Consider the following 14,671-nt stretch of genomic DNA (forward strand, 5'->3'; position numbering starts at 1 on the left):
AAGCCGGGAAGGCGCCGCCATGAGCTATGAGACCCTGATCGTCGAGGCCCCGCAGCCGGGCGTCACCCTGATCCGGCTGAACCGGCCGCAGGCGTTGAACGCGCTGAACAGCCAACTGCTGGGCGAGCTCTCCGCCGTCCTCGACGCCGCCGAGGCGGACACCGATGTCCACTGCGTGGTGCTGACCGGCTCCGACCGCGCCTTCGCCGCCGGCGCCGACATCAAGGAGATGGCGGACAAGACCTACGCCCAGATGTTCGCGGCCGACTACTTCGGCCCCGCCGCGCGTCGGATCGAGGGCTTCCGCAAGCCCATCGTGGCGGCGGTGGCCGGCTACGCCCTGGGCGGCGGCTGCGAGCTGGCCATGCTGTGCGACTTCATCATCGCCGCGGAGACCGCCAAGTTCGGCCAGCCGGAGATCAACCTGGGCGTCATGCCGGGCATCGGCGGCACTCAGCGCCTGCCCCGCGCGGTGGGCAAGGCCAAGGCCATGGACATGGTGCTGACCGCCCGGATGATGGACGCCGCCGAGGCCGAGCGCGCGGGCCTGGTCTCCCGCGTCGTGCCCGCCGACAAGCTTCTGGAGGAGGCCCTGGCCGCCGCCGGCAAGATCGCCGCCCAGTCGCCTCTGGCCGTGGCCATGAACAAGGAGCTGGTCAACGCCGCCTTCGAGACCACGCTCTCCACCGGCGTGGCCATGGAGCGGCGCCTCTTCCACTCGCTGTTCGCCTTCGACGACCAGAAGGAAGGCATGGCCGCCTTCGTCGACAAGCGCCCGGCGAAGTTCGAAGGGAAGTAGGCCTCTCCCGCGCCTGTCATCCCGGTTTTGCGCAGCAAGGACCGGGACCCATGGACGCGGCGCTCGGGGATGAACTGCGACCTTGCCGCCCGAGATCATCTGGCAAGCGGCGCGTATGGGTCCCGGACACGGGCTGCGCCCGTTCCGGGATGACACCGGCAAATTTGTCGCCAAAGGATCGCGAGATCCTTTTGGGGCTTAAATCTCACGGTGGATGCGAGCCTTGAGATGTTTGGCTGGGCCTGTCCGCTGACCGACCGGAAGGGGAAAATGGCCGGGCCGAAAATGCCGGCCCTCCATTGACCCGCCGCCGCCTCTCCCGTATATCCGCGCCTCCAATTTTACCCGCCCGGCCCGCCGGGCGCTTTCGCTTGAAGAGTTCTCTCGAATGGCCAACACGCCCGGCTCCAAGAAGGCGGTCCGCAAGATCGCCCGCCGCACCGCCATCAACACCGCCCGCCGTTCGCGCGTGCGCACCTTCCTGCGCAAGTTCGACGAGGCGCTCAGCGCCGGCGACGCCGCCGCGGCCAAGGACGCCTTCGTCAAGGCCCAGTCGGAGCTGATGCGCGCGGTCACCAAGGGTGTCGTGCACAAGAACACCGGCTCGCGGAAGGTCTCGCGCCTGCACGCGCAGCTGAAGAAGATGGCCGCCGCCTGAGCCGGCGTCGCGGGTCCCGGCGGGGCCTAAGTCGGGTTCCGGGAATACTCCGCATTCCCCATAGATTTTGAACCGCCAAAAGGCGCCCTCTTGGGCGTCTTTTTCGCGTTTGGGGTGAACCCCCCGGGTGCGACCCATGCGGCGAATCTTCTCAGATCACGGACCTTCGAACGACGTTTCCCTTGGCCCTAAAAGGGCTCTCTGGGTGTCAACGAAAATATCCAACTTGGCCGCGAAGAATCACCGTTGACCGGCCTCGGCCCCCCATTAGTGTCAACTCCCTTACAGGCGTCTTGCACTGATCCCGGATCGAAACGGGCGCCGGCGGAGCTTAGGCTTCCGCCGGATAAGAGCCTGTGTTTGTTGGGAAAAGGCGCGGTTCCTTGCGTGGGGCTGGGACCGTGACGTGGGCAGGATGGGGTTGGCAAGGATGATGAGCGGGGGGGTTGCGGGAGCTATGGCGAGCGCACCGGCCGGAGTCGTGTGGACCAAGACCTGCGTGGTCTTGAAACGCGAATTGGGCGAGGCGACGTTCGGCTCCTGGCTGGGCCAAGCGGCGCTGCGCGAGACCGCGGACGAGGTGTGCTTGGTGGCCGCCACCGGGGTCGCCCGCGACTGGATCGCGCGGCATGCCTGGCGGCGCATCGGCGAGCTCTGGGCGCAGAACGATCCGCTGGGCCGCAGGCTCGATCTGAAGTCCCGCCTGGAGGTCGATTCCGAGGTTCCGGCCGCGCCGGCCGCGGGCCCCGTGACTACACCCTCGACCGTCCGTCCAGGGACGGCCGCTGCGGCGGTCGCCCAGGCCATTCCGGCGGTCTTCGAGGTGGAAGCTGAAGCCGCGCCCGCCGCCGCCCGCCAGGGCCGTCTGCTGGGCCTGCAGGACCGCTTCTCTTTCGACAGCTTCGTGGCCGGCCCATCCAACGAGTTCGCCTTCGCCGTGGCGCGCCGCGTGGCCACCTGGTCCGACGGCCACTTCAATCCGGTGGTCTTCCACGGCCCCTACGGCTTCGGCAAGACGCACCTCTTGAACGCCCTCGCCTGGGAGGCCATGCGCAATGAGCCGACCAAGCGGGTGGTCTACTTGACCGCTGAGCGGTTCACCTCGACCTTCGTCAAGGCCGTGCAGGATCGTCAGACCGCGGCGTTCAAGGACGAGCTGCGCAACGCCGACCTGCTGCTGATCGACGACGTGCATTTCGTGGCCGGCAAGACCTCCACCCAGGAGGAGCTGTTCCACACCCTGATCGCGCTGGTGGAAGACGGCCGCCGGGTGGTGATGACCGCCGACCGCTCGCCCACCGAGATCTCGGAGATGGAGCCCCGGCTGCGCAGCCACCTGCAGGCCGGCCTGGTCTGCGGCATCGAGCCGGCGGACCGGACGCTCCGCCAGGGCATCCTGGAGCGCAAACTGCAGACGCTCGCACAACAGGGCCGCTTCCTGCCGTCAGCCAAGGCCGAGGTGATGCAGTTCCTGGCTGACCGCTTCACCGACAGCGTGCGCGAGCTGGAAGGCGCCCTGAACATCCTGGTGGCCCGGGTGGGCGGCGATATCGCCCGCCTGTCCCTGGACGACGCCCAGAACATCCTGCGGCCGCACCTGTCGGTGACCGACCGCAAGGTGACGGTGGACCAGATCCAGAAGATGGTCGCCGAACACTACGGGCTGAAGCAGGCGGACCTGATCTCCGAGCGGCGCGCCCGCGCGGTGGCCCGGCCCCGCCAGGTGGCCATGTGGATCGCCAAGCAGGTGACCACACGCTCGCTGCCCGACATCGGCCGCCGGTTCGGCGGCCGCGACCACACCACCGTGCTGCACGCGGTGCGCCGCATCGAAGCCCTGAAGGGCGAGGATGCGACCATCGCGCGCGACGTGGACGTGTTGCTCAGGAAGCTGCGCGGCTAACGCCAGCGAAGCTTTGGGGAAGAGCCGGAGGGGCCCGTCGCAAGGCGGGCCTTCTTCGTTATCCGGCCGCCGTCGTCTCCGCTGATCGAGGGAAGTTGCGTTCGCCGAAGGCGGCCATGGCGTCCAGCACCGACTTGAAGTCCCGGCCCCGGGCGGTCAGCACATAGTCGTCGCGCGGCGGGCGCTCGCTATAGCGCCGCCGCGCCAGGAAGCCGGCCTCCACCAGCCGCCCCAGGCGCTCGGCCAGGATGTTGGGCGCCACGCCTAGGCTGGCGCGGAAGTCCTCGAAACGGGTGCGCCCCAGGGCCGCGTCGCGCAGGATCAGCAGGCTCCAGCCGTCGCCAACCCGGCCCAGCGTCCGGGCGACGGGACAAACGCTGTCGCAGAGATCAGGATTTCTCATGGGCTTTTAGATGGCCATGTCACTTGCGATTTGCAAGTCACTCGCCACCTAGGCTGCAGGGCGACGATGGAGCCGCCAGGAGATCTACCCATGACCCAATCCCATTCCCAAGGCGCGGCCCTGGTCACCGGCGCCTCCGCCGGCATCGGCGCGGTCTATGCCGAGCGCCTGGCCGCCCGCGGCCACGACCTGGTCCTCGTCGCCCGCGACGAGGCGCGCCTGCAGGCCGCCGCCACCGACCTCAGCGCCCGCTATGGCGTCGCCGTGGAGGTGTTCCGCGCCGACCTGACCGACGAAGCCGACATCGAGCGCCTGGAGGCCAAGCTCGCTGACGATCCCGCCATCGGCCTCCTGGTAAACAACGCCGGGGCGGCCCTGTTCGGGGGCTTCCTGGACAACCAGCCCGCCCAGATCGGCAAGCTGATCCAGCTGAACGTCACCGCCGTCGCCCGCCTGGCCCACGCCGCGGCCCAGGCCTTCACCGCGCGCGGACGCGGGACCGTCGTCAACGTCTCGTCCGTCGTGGGCCTGGTTCCGGAGTACGGCAGCGCGGTCTACGGCGCGACCAAGGCTTTCGTGACCTACCTGACCCAGGCGCTGGCCCACGAGTTGGCCGGCAAGGGCGTCGTCTTCCAGGCGGTGCTGCCCGGCGCGACCCGCACGGAGATCTGGGAGCGCTCCGGCCGCGATCCAGCCGACCTCGACCCCAGCCGCACCATGGACGCCGACGAGCTGGTGGACGCGGCCCTGGCCGGCCTCGACAAGGGCGAGCTGATCACCATCCCGTCCCTGCCCGACGCCGCCGAATGGGACGCCTATCAGGCCGCCCGCGCGGTTCTGATCCCCAACCTTTCCAAGGCCCATCCGGCCGAGCGGTATGGGGTGCGGAAGCTGGTGGGGGCGTAGGGCGCACACCCACGGATCGTCATCCTCCGGCCTTGTGCCGGGATGCGAGGACACGGACCTTTCGAGGCTGGACGCCGAGGCGCCTCCGAGAACCTGAGAGGCTCGCGTCTATGGATGGCCGGGACAAGCCTCGCCATGACGGTCATCCAGGGGAGGCGTCACCGACCGGCATTCTTCAGAATGCTGGATAGCCCTGAACTCCATGGTTGATTGCGAGCTTGCGGGACTGGGCAAGTCAAGGACGCGGCCTTCGGCCGCGCCGCGAAGCGGCAGGCTTCGCCTGTCCTTGAGTTGACCAGGCCCGCAAGCCATTTTGGCCGCCATGGACTTAAGGCGCGGTCCGTTCAGGGTGGTGACACACCCAACACTCGGCATCCTCCGGTCGCCCGAAGAGGCAATCCGTGGGGGCCCTGCGGCGGCGTCTTATTCTACAACTCAGCTTGGGTCCCCCGGATCAGCCTGCGGCTGACCGGAGGATGACGGTGGCAGTTAGCAACCTGAGCGCGCGCCAACGAAAAGGGCGGCTGGATCGCTCCAGCCGCCCTCGTCGTGTCTACGGTGGAAGGACGCTCTAGGCGTCAGCTTCTTCCGGTTGCTTGGCCGACAGGTCCTCGCCGGTTTCCTGGTCGACGACCTTCATCGACAGGCGGGTCTTGCCGCGGTCGTCGAAGCCCAGGAGCTTCACCTTGACGGCTTGGCCTTCCTGCAGGACGTCGGAGACCTTGTTCACGCGCTCGTTGGCGATCTGGCTGACGTGGACCAGGCCGTCCTTGGCGCCGAAGAAGTTCACGAAGGCCCCGAAGTCGACGATCTTCACCACCTTGCCGGTGTAGATCTGGCCGATCTCCGGCTCGGAAGCGATCGACTTGATCCACTCCTTGGCCGCGTCGATCTTCGACTGCTCGGCGGCCGCGATCTTGATCGTGCCGTCCTCGCCGATGTCGATCTTGGCGCCGGTTTCGGCGGTGATCTCGCGGATCACCTTGCCGCCCGAGCCGATCACTTCGCGGATCTTGTCCACCGGGATCTTGATGGTCTCGATCTTCGGCGCGTGCTCGCCCAGTTCGGCGCGGGGCGCTTCCATGGCCTTGTTCATCTCGCCGAGGATGTGCTCACGGCCGCCCTTAGCCTGGGCCAGCGCCTGCTTCATGATCGCCTCGGTGATGCCGGGGATCTTGATGTCCATCTGCAGCGAGGTGATGCCGTCGGCGGTGCCGGCGACCTTGAAGTCCATATCGCCGAGGTGGTCCTCGTCGCCCAGGATGTCGGAGAGCACGGCGAAGCCGTCCTTCTCCAGGATCAGGCCCATGGCGATGCCGGAGACCGGCTTCTTCAGCGGCACGCCCGCGTCCATGAGGGCCAGCGAGGAGCCGCAGACCGAGGCCATGGAGGAGGAGCCGTTGGACTCGAAGATCTCCGAGACCAGGCGGATCGTGTAGGGGAAGTCCTCGACGCTGGGCAGCATCGGGCGGATCGCCCGCCAGGCCAGCTTGCCGTGGCCGACTTCGCGGCGGCCCGGCGCGCCCATGCGGCCCGTCTCCCCGACCGAGAACGGCGGGAAGTTATAGTGCAGCATGAACTTCTCGTAGTACTTGCCCTCGAGCGCGTCGATCAACTGCTCGTCGTCGCCGGTGCCCAAGGTGGCGACCACCAGGGCCTGGGTCTCGCCGCGGGTGAACAGGGCCGAGCCGTGGGCCCGGGACAGGACGCCCACTTCCGAGACGATCTGGCGGACCTGGTCGACCTTGCGGCCGTCGATGCGGATGCCGGTGTCGAGGATGTTGCGGCGGACGACGTCGGCTTCCAGCTCCTTGAAGATGGCGCCCAGCTTGTCGGGCGACAGGCCGTCGGGGCGTTCCTCGGACTTGCCAAAGGCGTCGACCGCCTTGGCCTTGGCCGCGGCGACCGCGTCCTGGCGCTCCAGCTTGGCCGGGATCATGAAGGCGGCGGAGAGGTCCTTGCCCACCACGGTCTTCATCTTCGCCTGGATGGCGTCGTTGTCTTCCGGCTGGAAGTCGAAGGGCTCCTTGGCGGAGTGCTCGGCCAGTTCGATGATCGCGTCGATCACCGGCTGCATGCCGGCGTGGGCGAACATCACGCCCTTCAGGACCTCGTCTTCCGACATTTCCTGGATTTCCGACTCGACCATCATAACCGCGTCGGAGGTGCCGGCGACCACCAGGTCCATCCGGCTGTCCTTCATCTCGTCAAGCGTCGGGTTGAGGACGTACTCGCCGTTCACATAGCCCACGCGGGCGCCGGCGATCGGGCCCATGAAGGGCGCGCCGGACAGCACCAGGGCGGCGGAGGCCGCCACCAGGGCCACGATGTCGGGATCGTTCTCCAGGTCGTGCGCCAGCACGGTGGTGACGACCTGCACTTCGTTCTTGAAGCCCTTGACGAACAGCGGGCGGATCGGGCGGTCAATGAGGCGGGACGTCAGGGTCTCTTTTTGCGACGGCGCGGCTTCGCGGCGCGGGAAGGAGCCGGGGATCTTGCCTGCGGCGTAGAACTTCTCCTGGTAGTTCACGGTCAGGGGGAAGAAGTCCTGGCCGGGCTTGGCGCTCTTGGCGAAGACGGCGGTGGCCAGCACCATGGTCTCGCCGTAGGTGGCCAGGACCGCGCCGTCGGCTTGACGGGCCATGCGGCCGGTTTCGAGCGTGAGCGTCTTGCCGCCCCACTCGATGGTCTTGCGTTTGATATTGAACATGTTCGCTTCTTTCTGGTCCCGCGGGCGTATTCCCGGGCGGGGGCGGACAGGGATCGGGCTTCCGAAATCCTCTCCAAATGAACAGGCGATGAGGACTTCGATGGAGCCCTCGGCGTGTGCGGCGATCCCGAACTCAAAAGGGGATCGCCAGTGCCGCATCGGATCCCCCGGCCTGTTGCGGAGGAGCGGCGGTATTCAAATCCCGCTCATCCCGGCGAAAGCCGGGATCCATCGGGCTTTCGGTCTGCGTCTGACTCAGCTTGGGCCCCGGCTTTCGCCGGGGTCAGCGGGATCAGCGGCGCAGGCCGAGGGTCTCGATCAGCTTCTGGTAGCGGCCCTCATCCGACTTCTTCAGGTGGTCCAGGAGCGACCGGCGGGCGGAGACCAGCTTGAGCAGGCCCCGGCGCGAGTGGTTGTCCTTCTTGTGGGTCTTGAAGTGTTCGGTGAGGTTGGCGATCCGTTCGGACATGATCGCGACCTGAACCTCGGCGCTGCCGGTATCGGCGTCGCCGCGAGCGTGGGTCTTGATCACCTCAGCCTTGCGTTCGGCAGTAATCGACATCGGTCAGTCTCCGCTCTTTTCGAGATGAAAGACCCGCGTGGGTTCGAGCCGGCCCGCGCGCATCTCGCAGAGGGCGACGACCGATCCGCCCGCCATGGCTGAAACGGTGCGAGAGCCCGGCTTGAGCCTGGCTTTCACCGATTCCACCTGTCGGGGAACGAGAACGATCGCGCGTCCCTGCTTCAGCCGGAAAGCGTCTTCGGCGGTCACGGCCAGCTCCGGGATGTCGTCCAGGGCGGTCTCGACCGGAAGCAATAGCTCCGACTGGCGGGCCTTATGCCCTAAATCCTCAAGGAATTCCAGCGTGGCCGCAGACTGTTCGGTGAAGCGTCCCACGCGGGTGCGGCGAAGGGCGCTGACGTGGCCGCAAGCGCCGAGGATTTCGGCCAGGTCGCGGGCCAGGGCGCGGACGTAGGTGCCCTTGCCGCATTCGATCTCGATGGTCACGTGATCGGCGTCCGGCGCGCCGGCCACGCGGGCCGAATGGATGGTCACCTGGCGCGCGGCGAGTTCGACGATTTCGCCGGCGCGGGCCAGGTCGTAGGCGCGCTCGCCGTCGACCTTGATCGCCGAATAGGCCGGCGGGACCTGGCTGATCTCGCCCACGAAGCGGGGCAGGACGGCCTCGACCTCCGCGACGGTGGGCCGCGCGTCCGACTGAGCGATGGTCTCGCCCTCGCGGTCGCAGGTGGCGGTGGAGCGGCCCCAGGCGATGGTGAAGCTATAGGCCTTGTCGGCGTCCATCAGGAACGGGACGGTCTTGGTCGCCTCGCCCAGCGCGATGGGCAGGATGCCTGTGGCCAGGGGATCGAGCGTGCCGGCGTGGCCGGCCTTCTGGGCGTTGAAGACCCGGCGCACCCGGCTGACGGCCTGCGTCGAGGTGACCTCTTCAGGCTTGTCGAGGCAGATCCAGCCGGAGACCGCGTCGCCCTTGCGGCGGCGGCCCATCAGTCCTCTTCCTTCCAGGAATCCGTGGGTGGATGGGGCTGCAGGTCCCGGGCCACTCGGGGATCCTCGAACAGGCGGTTCATGCGGGTCGCCTCGTTGAAGCTCTCGTCGTGGAGGAACTTCAGGTCGGGGGTGAATTTCATGGCGATGGCGTGGCCCAGCCGGCCGCGCAGGAACTTGGCGTGGCGATTGAGGCCGGCGACCACCTCAGCCACCTGGGCGCTGTCCATCCCGCCGCCGCCCAGGGGTTCGACGAAGACCGTGGCGTGGCGCAGGTCCGGGCTCATCCTGACCTCGGTGACCGTCACCGAGACGCCGGCCAGCGCCGCGTCGTTGATGTCCTCGTCGCGCAGGATGTCGACCAGGGCGTGGCGCATCAGCTCGCCGGCGCGCAACTGGCGCTGCGACGGCCCGGTTGGGGCGTGTGGGGTATGACGTTTCATCGCGCTTCTCGTTCGGCCTGGAGTGCGGATCGGACGCACCGACGCAGGGGAAGGGCGCGCTTCTAGGCGCGCGGGCCGCCGGAGTCCAGCGTGGGCCGCCAGCCGCGCACGAGCCCCTCGCCCGCCCGCGCCCGCACCAGGCGGGTGAAGGCCTCACGGATCGGCGGCACGCGGCGGTGCTTGGCGGGGAAGTCGGCGGCGGGTTCGTCCAGGTGCAGCAGGATGGTGGCGTTGGCCTCGAACAGCAGGACCTCGCCGTTCGGCAGCAGCGCGCAGTCCACCCCGCCGTAGTCGAGGTCCAGGCGCCGAGCCACAGCCTCGACGGCCGCGGCGGCGCGCGGGCCGAAGACGCCCCGCCAGTCCTCCAGGAACCGCGCCTCCTCGGCCTTCTTCCAGTCCGAGCGGGCCATCTCGGCGCGCCAGTAGTGCAGCAGCCAGTGCTCGCCGACGGCCAGGTGGAAGGGGAAGACCTGCCGGTCGACGAAGATCAGCCGATACTTGCGCCAGGCGCCGTCGCCTGAGCGGAAGTCGTGGAAGTCGGTCAGCAGCAGGGCCTCGTCCGGATCGTCCGCCAGGTAGGCGTCGCGCTCGGCGGCGTCGGCCAGCCGCGTCAGGTTCTCGCCCCCGTGGTCGCCCGGCGGCCGCACCAGGACGGGCCCTTGGATCGGCCGGCGCGCCAGCTCCGACGCCGAGATCGGCCAGGTCGCGGGCACGACGAGGCCGGGGATGCCGGCGAAGAGCGCCGGGGCTGCGTCCCGGCCGGTCCGGACGATGCTCGCGGGCGGATTGATCACCGGCTTGCCCAGCCGCGCGCAGATCGCCTCGGCGGCGGCGAGCTGGCCCCAGTCGCGGTGGATGTCGCCGAGCGTGTTGAACACCGCGCCGGCCTGGCTGAGCGGCGCGATATCGATGGGGCCCAGCGGCGCGTCCGGCTGGTCGGGGGACAAGAGGCCAACGAAGAGGGTGGTGAAGACCTCCGGGTCGATGAGGTAGCGGGTCGGCACATGACCCGCGCCCACCGCGCCCAGCACGGCCAGGGTGTCGGCGGGCGCGCGCAGCGGCCCCTTGCGCTGGACGCCGGCGCGCCGCGCCAGATCGTTGCGGATCGCCAACGCCTCCTGGCCGCGCCGGTCCCTCTCCAGGATCGCGGCGAGCTGCTCCTGCGTCGCAGCGTCATTGGCGCCGGCGGCGATGGCGGCGCGCACGGCGGCCTCCGCCCGCGCCAGCCGGCCAAGCCGCAGGAGGGCGGCGCCAAGCTCCTTCTGGGCCGGCGCGAGGCCCGGACGGCGCATCGCCACCCGCTGGAAAGCCTCGGCGGCGGCGGCGTCCTCGCCCTGGCGCGCGCGCAGCCGACCGAGGCACAGGAGGCCCGCCTCGTCGTCTGGGCGCGCCGTCAGCAGGCGCTGGATCACCGCCTCGGCCGCCGCCGGGTCCGGCCCGTCCAGCAGGATCAGCGCCAGCATGCCGAGCGCCTCGGCGTGGTCCGGCTCCAGCGCCAAGACCCCGCGATAGCCCGCCTGCGCCTCGTCCACCCGGCCGGCCACATGGCTCGCCATGGCCTCGCGCAGGCGGGCCGCAACATCCGGCGGAGCGTCGGGTCGGTCGGTCATCGGGACCTCGATCGGTAGCCCCGCGGGCGCTTTCCGCCAAGGCCCTGGGAATAAACCGGCGCCGCCGCCGGTCTGGCTCTCCGAACACCCGCACCGCGCAGGAGCCGCGCATGAACGCCCTCGTCCCCGTCACCTCGCCCGCCGCCGAAGCGGAAGCGCCGCCGAGCCCGCCGGCCCGCTTCGACGCCATCAGCATGACCCTGCATTGGGCGAGCTTGGTCCTGATCGCCTGGCTGTTCCTCAGCGCCTGGTCGATCGGCCTAGCGGGGGACGCCGAGGGCGCGCGGATGGCGCTGACCGTCCACCGCTCCCTGGGCGCGACGATGTGGGTGCTGGCGCTGGCGCGGCTGACCTGGCGGCTGCGCTTCGCGGTCCGGCCGCCGTTTCCCGACGGCATGCCCCGGCCGCAGCGGCGGGCGGCGCTGGCGGTCGAGGCCGCGCTCTACCTGATCCTGCTGGTCCAGCCGCTCACGGGCCTCGGCCAGAGCCTGACGCGCGGCAAGCCCTTCGAGCTCTTCGCCTTCGAGGTCCCCAAGCTGATGGCGCGCGACAAGGCCGCCACGGGCCTGCTGCACAGCTTCCATGAGGCGACCGCCTTCGCCCTCCTGGGCCTGATCGCCCTGCACGTGGCCGCGGCCCTGTTCCACGGCTTCGTCCGCCGCGACGGCGTCCTCAGGTCCATGTGGCCGGCCAGCCTCACACCCACGTCCAAGCCCCGCCGTTAAACCCCTTCGCGGCGGGAGGCGGACCCGAGGGGGCGTTCCCAAGGACGCCCCCTCGACCCTCCCCAAACCCCTTTCCGGGAATAAACCCGACCGCCCCGCGGTCTGACCTTCGAACCCTCGATCATGGAGTCCCCGAGATGAGCGACCACGACAAAAACGACCACAGCGGCCAGGACCGCCGCGGCTTCCTGAAGTGCATGGCCTGGGCCGGAACCGGCGCGGTGTTCACCGTCTCCGGCGGGATCGCCAGCTCGGTCAGCCTAGGCCAGGCGATGGCCGCCCCGGCCAAGGCAGGGAGCTTCACCTTCATGCAGGTCAGCGACAGCCACGTGGGTTTCAACAAGCCCGCCAACCCGGATGCGGCGGCGACCTACCGGGAGGCGGTCGGCAAGATCCTCGCCCTGCCGCAGAAGCCGGACTTCATCATCCACACCGGCGACATCACCCAGCTGTCGAAGGACCAGGAGTTCGACGACGCCGACCAGATCATCAAGGCCGCCGGCCTGCAGGTCTTCCACGTCCCCGGTGAGCACGACATGCTGGATGAGGGCCAGGGCAAGGCCTACCTCGACCGCTTCGGCCAGGGGACCAAGGGCGCGGGCTGGTACAGTTTCGACCACAAGGGCGTGCACTTCATCGCCCTGATCAACGTCGCCAACCTGAAGCCCGGCGGCATGGGCAGCCTGGGCGCCGACCAGATCGAATGGCTGGAGAAGGACCTGGCCGGCCGGCCGTCGTCGCAGCCGATCGTGGTCTTCGCCCACATCCCGCTCTGGACGGTCTACGCCGACTGGGGCTGGGGCACCGACGACGCGGCCCAGGCGCTGGGCTACCTGAAGCGCTTCGGCTCCGTGACGGTGCTGAACGGCCACATCCATCAGCTTACCCAAAAGGTGGAGGGCAATATCGTCTTCCACACCGCGCGCTCCACCGCCTTCCCGCAGCCGGTGGGCGGCCAGGGCCCGTCGCCCGGCCCGCTGAAGGTCCCGACCGAGCAGCTGCATTCCATGCTGGGGATCACCACCGCGACCTTCGTGCGGGGCAGCCAGCCCATCGCGCTGATCGACTCCACCCTGGCGGCCTGAGCCGCATCACCCACTTCCCACAGACGGAATCCAAGATGTTCAAGACCCTCAAGGCGGGCGCCCTGGCGCTCGCCCTCCTGCCCGGCTGCGCCCTGGCTCTCGAATGGAGCAGCGCAGCCGTCGCCCAGGCCGCCGCCCCCGCTGGCCCGACCGTCAAGATCGACAACTTCGTCTTCGGGCCGCAGGCGATCACCGTGTCCGTCGGGACCACCGTCACCTGGATCAACCAGGACGACATCCCGCACACGGTCGTGGCCAACGACAAGAGCTTCAAGTCCAAGGTGCTCGACACCGACGAGCACTTCTCCTTCACCTTCACCAAGCCCGGGGAGTACGGCTACTTCTGCTCGCTTCACCCGCACATGACGGGCAAGGTGATCGTGAAGGCTGGCTAGGCTGCAAGGAGCGCCGGAACCATAGCCATGAGCGAGGCCAAGCCCTTCTTCCGGCCCAGGCTGGCGTTCAGCCGCGGCGCCCCGGCCGCCGCGCCGGACCCGTCCGCGCGGTTCCGCGAGGTCGTGCTGCCGCATCTGGACGCCGCCTACAACTTCGCCCGCTACCTGAGCCGCGACGCCACCGCCGCGGAGGACATCGTGCAGGAGGCCTTCCTGCGGGCCTTCCGCGCCTTTCCCAACTGGCGCGGCGGTTCGTCCAAGGCCTGGCTGTTCGCCATCGTGCGAAACTGCTTCCTCAACTGGGCCGCCGGACAGCGCGGCGACCGGCCGGTGGTGGACGAGGGCGCGCTGAGCGAGGCCCAGTCCCTGGCGCTGGCCAACGTCGCCGATCCGGACCAGGAGACGCCGGAGGCCGCGCTGCTGCGCCGCCGCGACGCCGAGGCCATCCGCGCCGTGATCGAGAACCTGCCCGAACCGTTCCGCGAGACCCTGGTCCTGCGCGAGCTCGAGGAGCTGAGCTACAAGGAGATCGCCGCCTTGACCGCCACGCCCATCGGCACGGTGATGTCGCGCCTGGCGCGGGCGCGGCAGATGCTGAGCGACATGCTGTTGCCTGACGGCGCGCGGCAGGCCCAGGAGGTGCGCCGATGAGCGCCTGCCCCGACAAGACGCCCCTGCTGCACGGCCTGCTGGACGGCGAGCTCGACGCGGTCAACGCCGCGGCCTTCGAGGCGCACCTGAAGACCTGCGAGGCCTGCAACGCCGAATACCTGCGCCTGCTGGCCCTGCGCGGCGAGCTGGCCACGCCGGAAGTCTCGCACCGCGCACCGGAACGGCTGCGGTCCAACATCGAGGCCATGCTGGCGGCGGAGGCGGAGCCGGCCCCGGCGCCCGCGCCCAAAGCATTGCGGCGGGCCGGCTGGACGGCGGGCGGCGCGCTGGGCGGCCTGCTCGCGGCAGGCCTGGCCGTGATGATCGTCATTCCGCAGATGAGCGCCGCGGCCATGGACCGCCAGCTGGTGGCCGGCCACGTCCGCTCTCTCCTGGCCAACCACCTGACCGACGTGGCGACCTCCAACCAGCACGTGGTCCGGCCCTGGTTCAACGGCAAGGTGGACATCGCCCCGCCCGTGCCGGAGCTGGCCGACCAGGGCTTCCCGCTGGTGGGCGGGCGGCTGGACTACCTGGACGGGCGGGTGACGCCGGCCATCGTCTACAAGCGCCGGCTGCACACCGTGAACCTCTTCGTCCTGCCGGCCGGCGGCGCGGGCTTCCAGGGCGAGCGCACCGCCCGGCGCGACGGCTACAGCATCGTCGAATGGACCGCCGGCGGCCTCCGCTACGCGGCGGTGTCGGACATCGACCTGAACGACCTGAAGCTGTTCCGCCAGACCTTCATCGCCCACGCGTCGAGCTAGCTGTCGTTTCCAAGAAGGTTGTTCACCCTGGCCGAGGGCGTGAGGCCGGCGATGCCGGCGTGGGGTCGGGTGAGGTTGTAAGCGTCGGTCCATGGCCCGATGGCCT

The 14,671-nt window shown here is 69.4% G+C and carries 15 protein-coding genes; 9 read left to right on the top strand and 6 right to left on the bottom strand.

Annotated features, from left to right (window positions below; genetic code table 11):
• Nucleotides 1–19 precede the first annotated feature (19 nt).
• The 3 genes from E8A49_RS20420 (at nucleotide 20) to dnaA (ending at nucleotide 3,360) form a co-directional block, all read left to right on the top strand.
• Nucleotides 20–799, top strand: a complete 780-nt coding sequence (locus tag E8A49_RS20420; RefSeq protein ID WP_293385965.1) for an enoyl-CoA hydratase — start codon at nucleotides 20–22, stop codon at nucleotides 797–799.
• 388 nt (nucleotides 800–1,187) lie between these two features.
• The gene (gene rpsT, locus E8A49_RS20425) at nucleotides 1,188–1,457 is read left to right on the top strand and encodes a 30S ribosomal protein S20 (RefSeq protein ID WP_293385967.1); all 270 of its coding nucleotides are present in this window, start codon (nucleotides 1,188–1,190) and stop codon (nucleotides 1,455–1,457) included.
• A gap of 415 nt (nucleotides 1,458–1,872) precedes the next feature.
• Entirely contained in the window at nucleotides 1,873–3,360 is a 1,488-nt protein-coding gene (dnaA, locus tag E8A49_RS20430; RefSeq protein ID WP_293385969.1) for a chromosomal replication initiator protein DnaA, read from the top strand.
• Nucleotides 3,361–3,418: 58 nt separating this feature from the next.
• Here the strand turns inward: dnaA and E8A49_RS20435 are convergent, their stop codons facing one another.
• Entirely contained in the window at nucleotides 3,419–3,763 is a 345-nt protein-coding gene (locus tag E8A49_RS20435) for a helix-turn-helix domain-containing protein (protein ID WP_293385971.1), read from the bottom strand.
• A gap of 90 nt (nucleotides 3,764–3,853) precedes the next feature.
• On the opposite strand from E8A49_RS20435, the gene E8A49_RS20440 reads away from it, so the two are divergent.
• Nucleotides 3,854–4,669 (top strand): SDR family oxidoreductase, encoded by an 816-nt coding sequence (locus tag E8A49_RS20440; RefSeq protein ID WP_293385973.1) that lies wholly within the window; start codon nucleotides 3,854–3,856, stop codon nucleotides 4,667–4,669.
• Between the two features lie 571 nt (nucleotides 4,670–5,240).
• Here the strand turns inward: E8A49_RS20440 and pnp are convergent.
• The 5 genes from pnp to E8A49_RS20465 all read right to left on the bottom strand — a co-directional run bounded on the left by pnp (nucleotide 5,241) and on the right by E8A49_RS20465 (nucleotide 10,942).
• On the bottom strand, nucleotides 5,241–7,379 hold the full coding sequence (gene pnp, locus E8A49_RS20445; protein ID WP_293385975.1) for a polyribonucleotide nucleotidyltransferase: 2,139 nt from the start codon (nucleotides 7,377–7,379) through the stop codon (nucleotides 5,241–5,243).
• A gap of 292 nt (nucleotides 7,380–7,671) precedes the next feature.
• Nucleotides 7,672–7,941, bottom strand: a complete 270-nt coding sequence (gene rpsO, locus E8A49_RS20450) for a 30S ribosomal protein S15 (RefSeq protein ID WP_293385977.1) — start codon at nucleotides 7,939–7,941, stop codon at nucleotides 7,672–7,674.
• A gap of 3 nt (nucleotides 7,942–7,944) precedes the next feature.
• Entirely contained in the window at nucleotides 7,945–8,889 is a 945-nt protein-coding gene (gene truB, locus E8A49_RS20455) for a tRNA pseudouridine(55) synthase TruB (protein WP_293385979.1), read from the bottom strand.
• On the bottom strand, nucleotides 8,889–9,332 hold the full coding sequence (gene rbfA, locus E8A49_RS20460; RefSeq protein ID WP_293385981.1) for a 30S ribosome-binding factor RbfA: 444 nt from the start codon (nucleotides 9,330–9,332) through the stop codon (nucleotides 8,889–8,891). Before rbfA ends, truB begins: the two co-directional genes overlap by 1 nt.
• A gap of 62 nt (nucleotides 9,333–9,394) precedes the next feature.
• The gene (locus E8A49_RS20465) at nucleotides 9,395–10,942 is read right to left on the bottom strand and encodes a tetratricopeptide repeat protein (RefSeq protein ID WP_293385983.1); all 1,548 of its coding nucleotides are present in this window, start codon (nucleotides 10,940–10,942) and stop codon (nucleotides 9,395–9,397) included.
• A gap of 110 nt (nucleotides 10,943–11,052) precedes the next feature.
• Here E8A49_RS20465 and E8A49_RS20470 point away from each other — a divergent pair, with 110 nt between their 5' ends.
• The 5 genes from E8A49_RS20470 (at nucleotide 11,053) to E8A49_RS20490 (ending at nucleotide 14,565) form a co-directional block, all read left to right on the top strand.
• Complete coding sequence (locus E8A49_RS20470) at nucleotides 11,053–11,667, top strand: cytochrome b (RefSeq protein WP_293385985.1); 615 nt, start codon at nucleotides 11,053–11,055, stop codon at nucleotides 11,665–11,667.
• A 137-nt stretch (nucleotides 11,668–11,804) separates the two neighbouring features.
• The gene (locus E8A49_RS20475; protein ID WP_293385987.1) at nucleotides 11,805–12,752 is read left to right on the top strand and encodes a metallophosphoesterase; all 948 of its coding nucleotides are present in this window, start codon (nucleotides 11,805–11,807) and stop codon (nucleotides 12,750–12,752) included.
• Between the two features lie 35 nt (nucleotides 12,753–12,787).
• Nucleotides 12,788–13,147, top strand: coding sequence for a cupredoxin family copper-binding protein (locus E8A49_RS20480; RefSeq protein WP_293385989.1), 360 nt, complete (start codon nucleotides 12,788–12,790; stop codon nucleotides 13,145–13,147).
• Nucleotides 13,148–13,174: 27 nt separating this feature from the next.
• A complete protein-coding gene (locus E8A49_RS20485; protein ID WP_293385991.1) occupies nucleotides 13,175–13,798 on the top strand; it encodes a sigma-70 family RNA polymerase sigma factor in 624 nt (207 codons plus the stop codon).
• Complete coding sequence (locus E8A49_RS20490) at nucleotides 13,795–14,565, top strand: anti-sigma factor (RefSeq protein ID WP_293385993.1); 771 nt, start codon at nucleotides 13,795–13,797, stop codon at nucleotides 14,563–14,565. The genes E8A49_RS20485 and E8A49_RS20490 overlap by 4 nt, the downstream gene beginning before the upstream one ends.
• Nucleotides 14,566–14,671: the final 106 nt, after the last annotated feature.

The organism is Phenylobacterium sp. (genome assembly GCF_004799515.1).
Taxonomy (GTDB): domain Bacteria; phylum Pseudomonadota; class Alphaproteobacteria; order Caulobacterales; family Caulobacteraceae; genus Phenylobacterium.

What these genes read in the sequence shown, in the direction of transcription:
- rpsO (WP_293385977.1), bottom strand. Translation starts at nt 7,941, where the DNA reads ATGTCGATTACTGCCGAACGCAAGGCTGAGGTGATCAAGACCCACGCT.
- rbfA (WP_293385981.1), bottom strand. Translation starts at nt 9,332, where the DNA reads ATGAAACGTCATACCCCACACGCCCCAACCGGGCCGTCGCAGCGCCAG.
- pnp (WP_293385975.1), bottom strand. Translation starts at nt 7,379, where the DNA reads ATGTTCAATATCAAACGCAAGACCATCGAGTGGGGCGGCAAGACGCTC.
- E8A49_RS20420 (WP_293385965.1), top strand. Translation starts at nt 20, where the DNA reads ATGAGCTATGAGACCCTGATCGTCGAGGCCCCGCAGCCGGGCGTCACC.
- E8A49_RS20485 (WP_293385991.1), top strand. Translation starts at nt 13,175, where the DNA reads ATGAGCGAGGCCAAGCCCTTCTTCCGGCCCAGGCTGGCGTTCAGCCGC.
- dnaA (WP_293385969.1), top strand. Translation starts at nt 1,873, where the DNA reads ATGGGGTTGGCAAGGATGATGAGCGGGGGGGTTGCGGGAGCTATGGCG.
- E8A49_RS20475 (WP_293385987.1), top strand. Translation starts at nt 11,805, where the DNA reads ATGAGCGACCACGACAAAAACGACCACAGCGGCCAGGACCGCCGCGGC.
- E8A49_RS20490 (WP_293385993.1), top strand. Translation starts at nt 13,795, where the DNA reads ATGAGCGCCTGCCCCGACAAGACGCCCCTGCTGCACGGCCTGCTGGAC.
- E8A49_RS20465 (WP_293385983.1), bottom strand. Translation starts at nt 10,942, where the DNA reads ATGACCGACCGACCCGACGCTCCGCCGGATGTTGCGGCCCGCCTGCGC.
- rpsT (WP_293385967.1), top strand. Translation starts at nt 1,188, where the DNA reads ATGGCCAACACGCCCGGCTCCAAGAAGGCGGTCCGCAAGATCGCCCGC.
- E8A49_RS20440 (WP_293385973.1), top strand. Translation starts at nt 3,854, where the DNA reads ATGACCCAATCCCATTCCCAAGGCGCGGCCCTGGTCACCGGCGCCTCC.
- truB (WP_293385979.1), bottom strand. Translation starts at nt 8,889, where the DNA reads ATGGGCCGCCGCCGCAAGGGCGACGCGGTCTCCGGCTGGATCTGCCTC.
- E8A49_RS20480 (WP_293385989.1), top strand. Translation starts at nt 12,788, where the DNA reads ATGTTCAAGACCCTCAAGGCGGGCGCCCTGGCGCTCGCCCTCCTGCCC.
- E8A49_RS20470 (WP_293385985.1), top strand. Translation starts at nt 11,053, where the DNA reads ATGAACGCCCTCGTCCCCGTCACCTCGCCCGCCGCCGAAGCGGAAGCG.
- E8A49_RS20435 (WP_293385971.1), bottom strand. Translation starts at nt 3,763, where the DNA reads ATGAGAAATCCTGATCTCTGCGACAGCGTTTGTCCCGTCGCCCGGACG.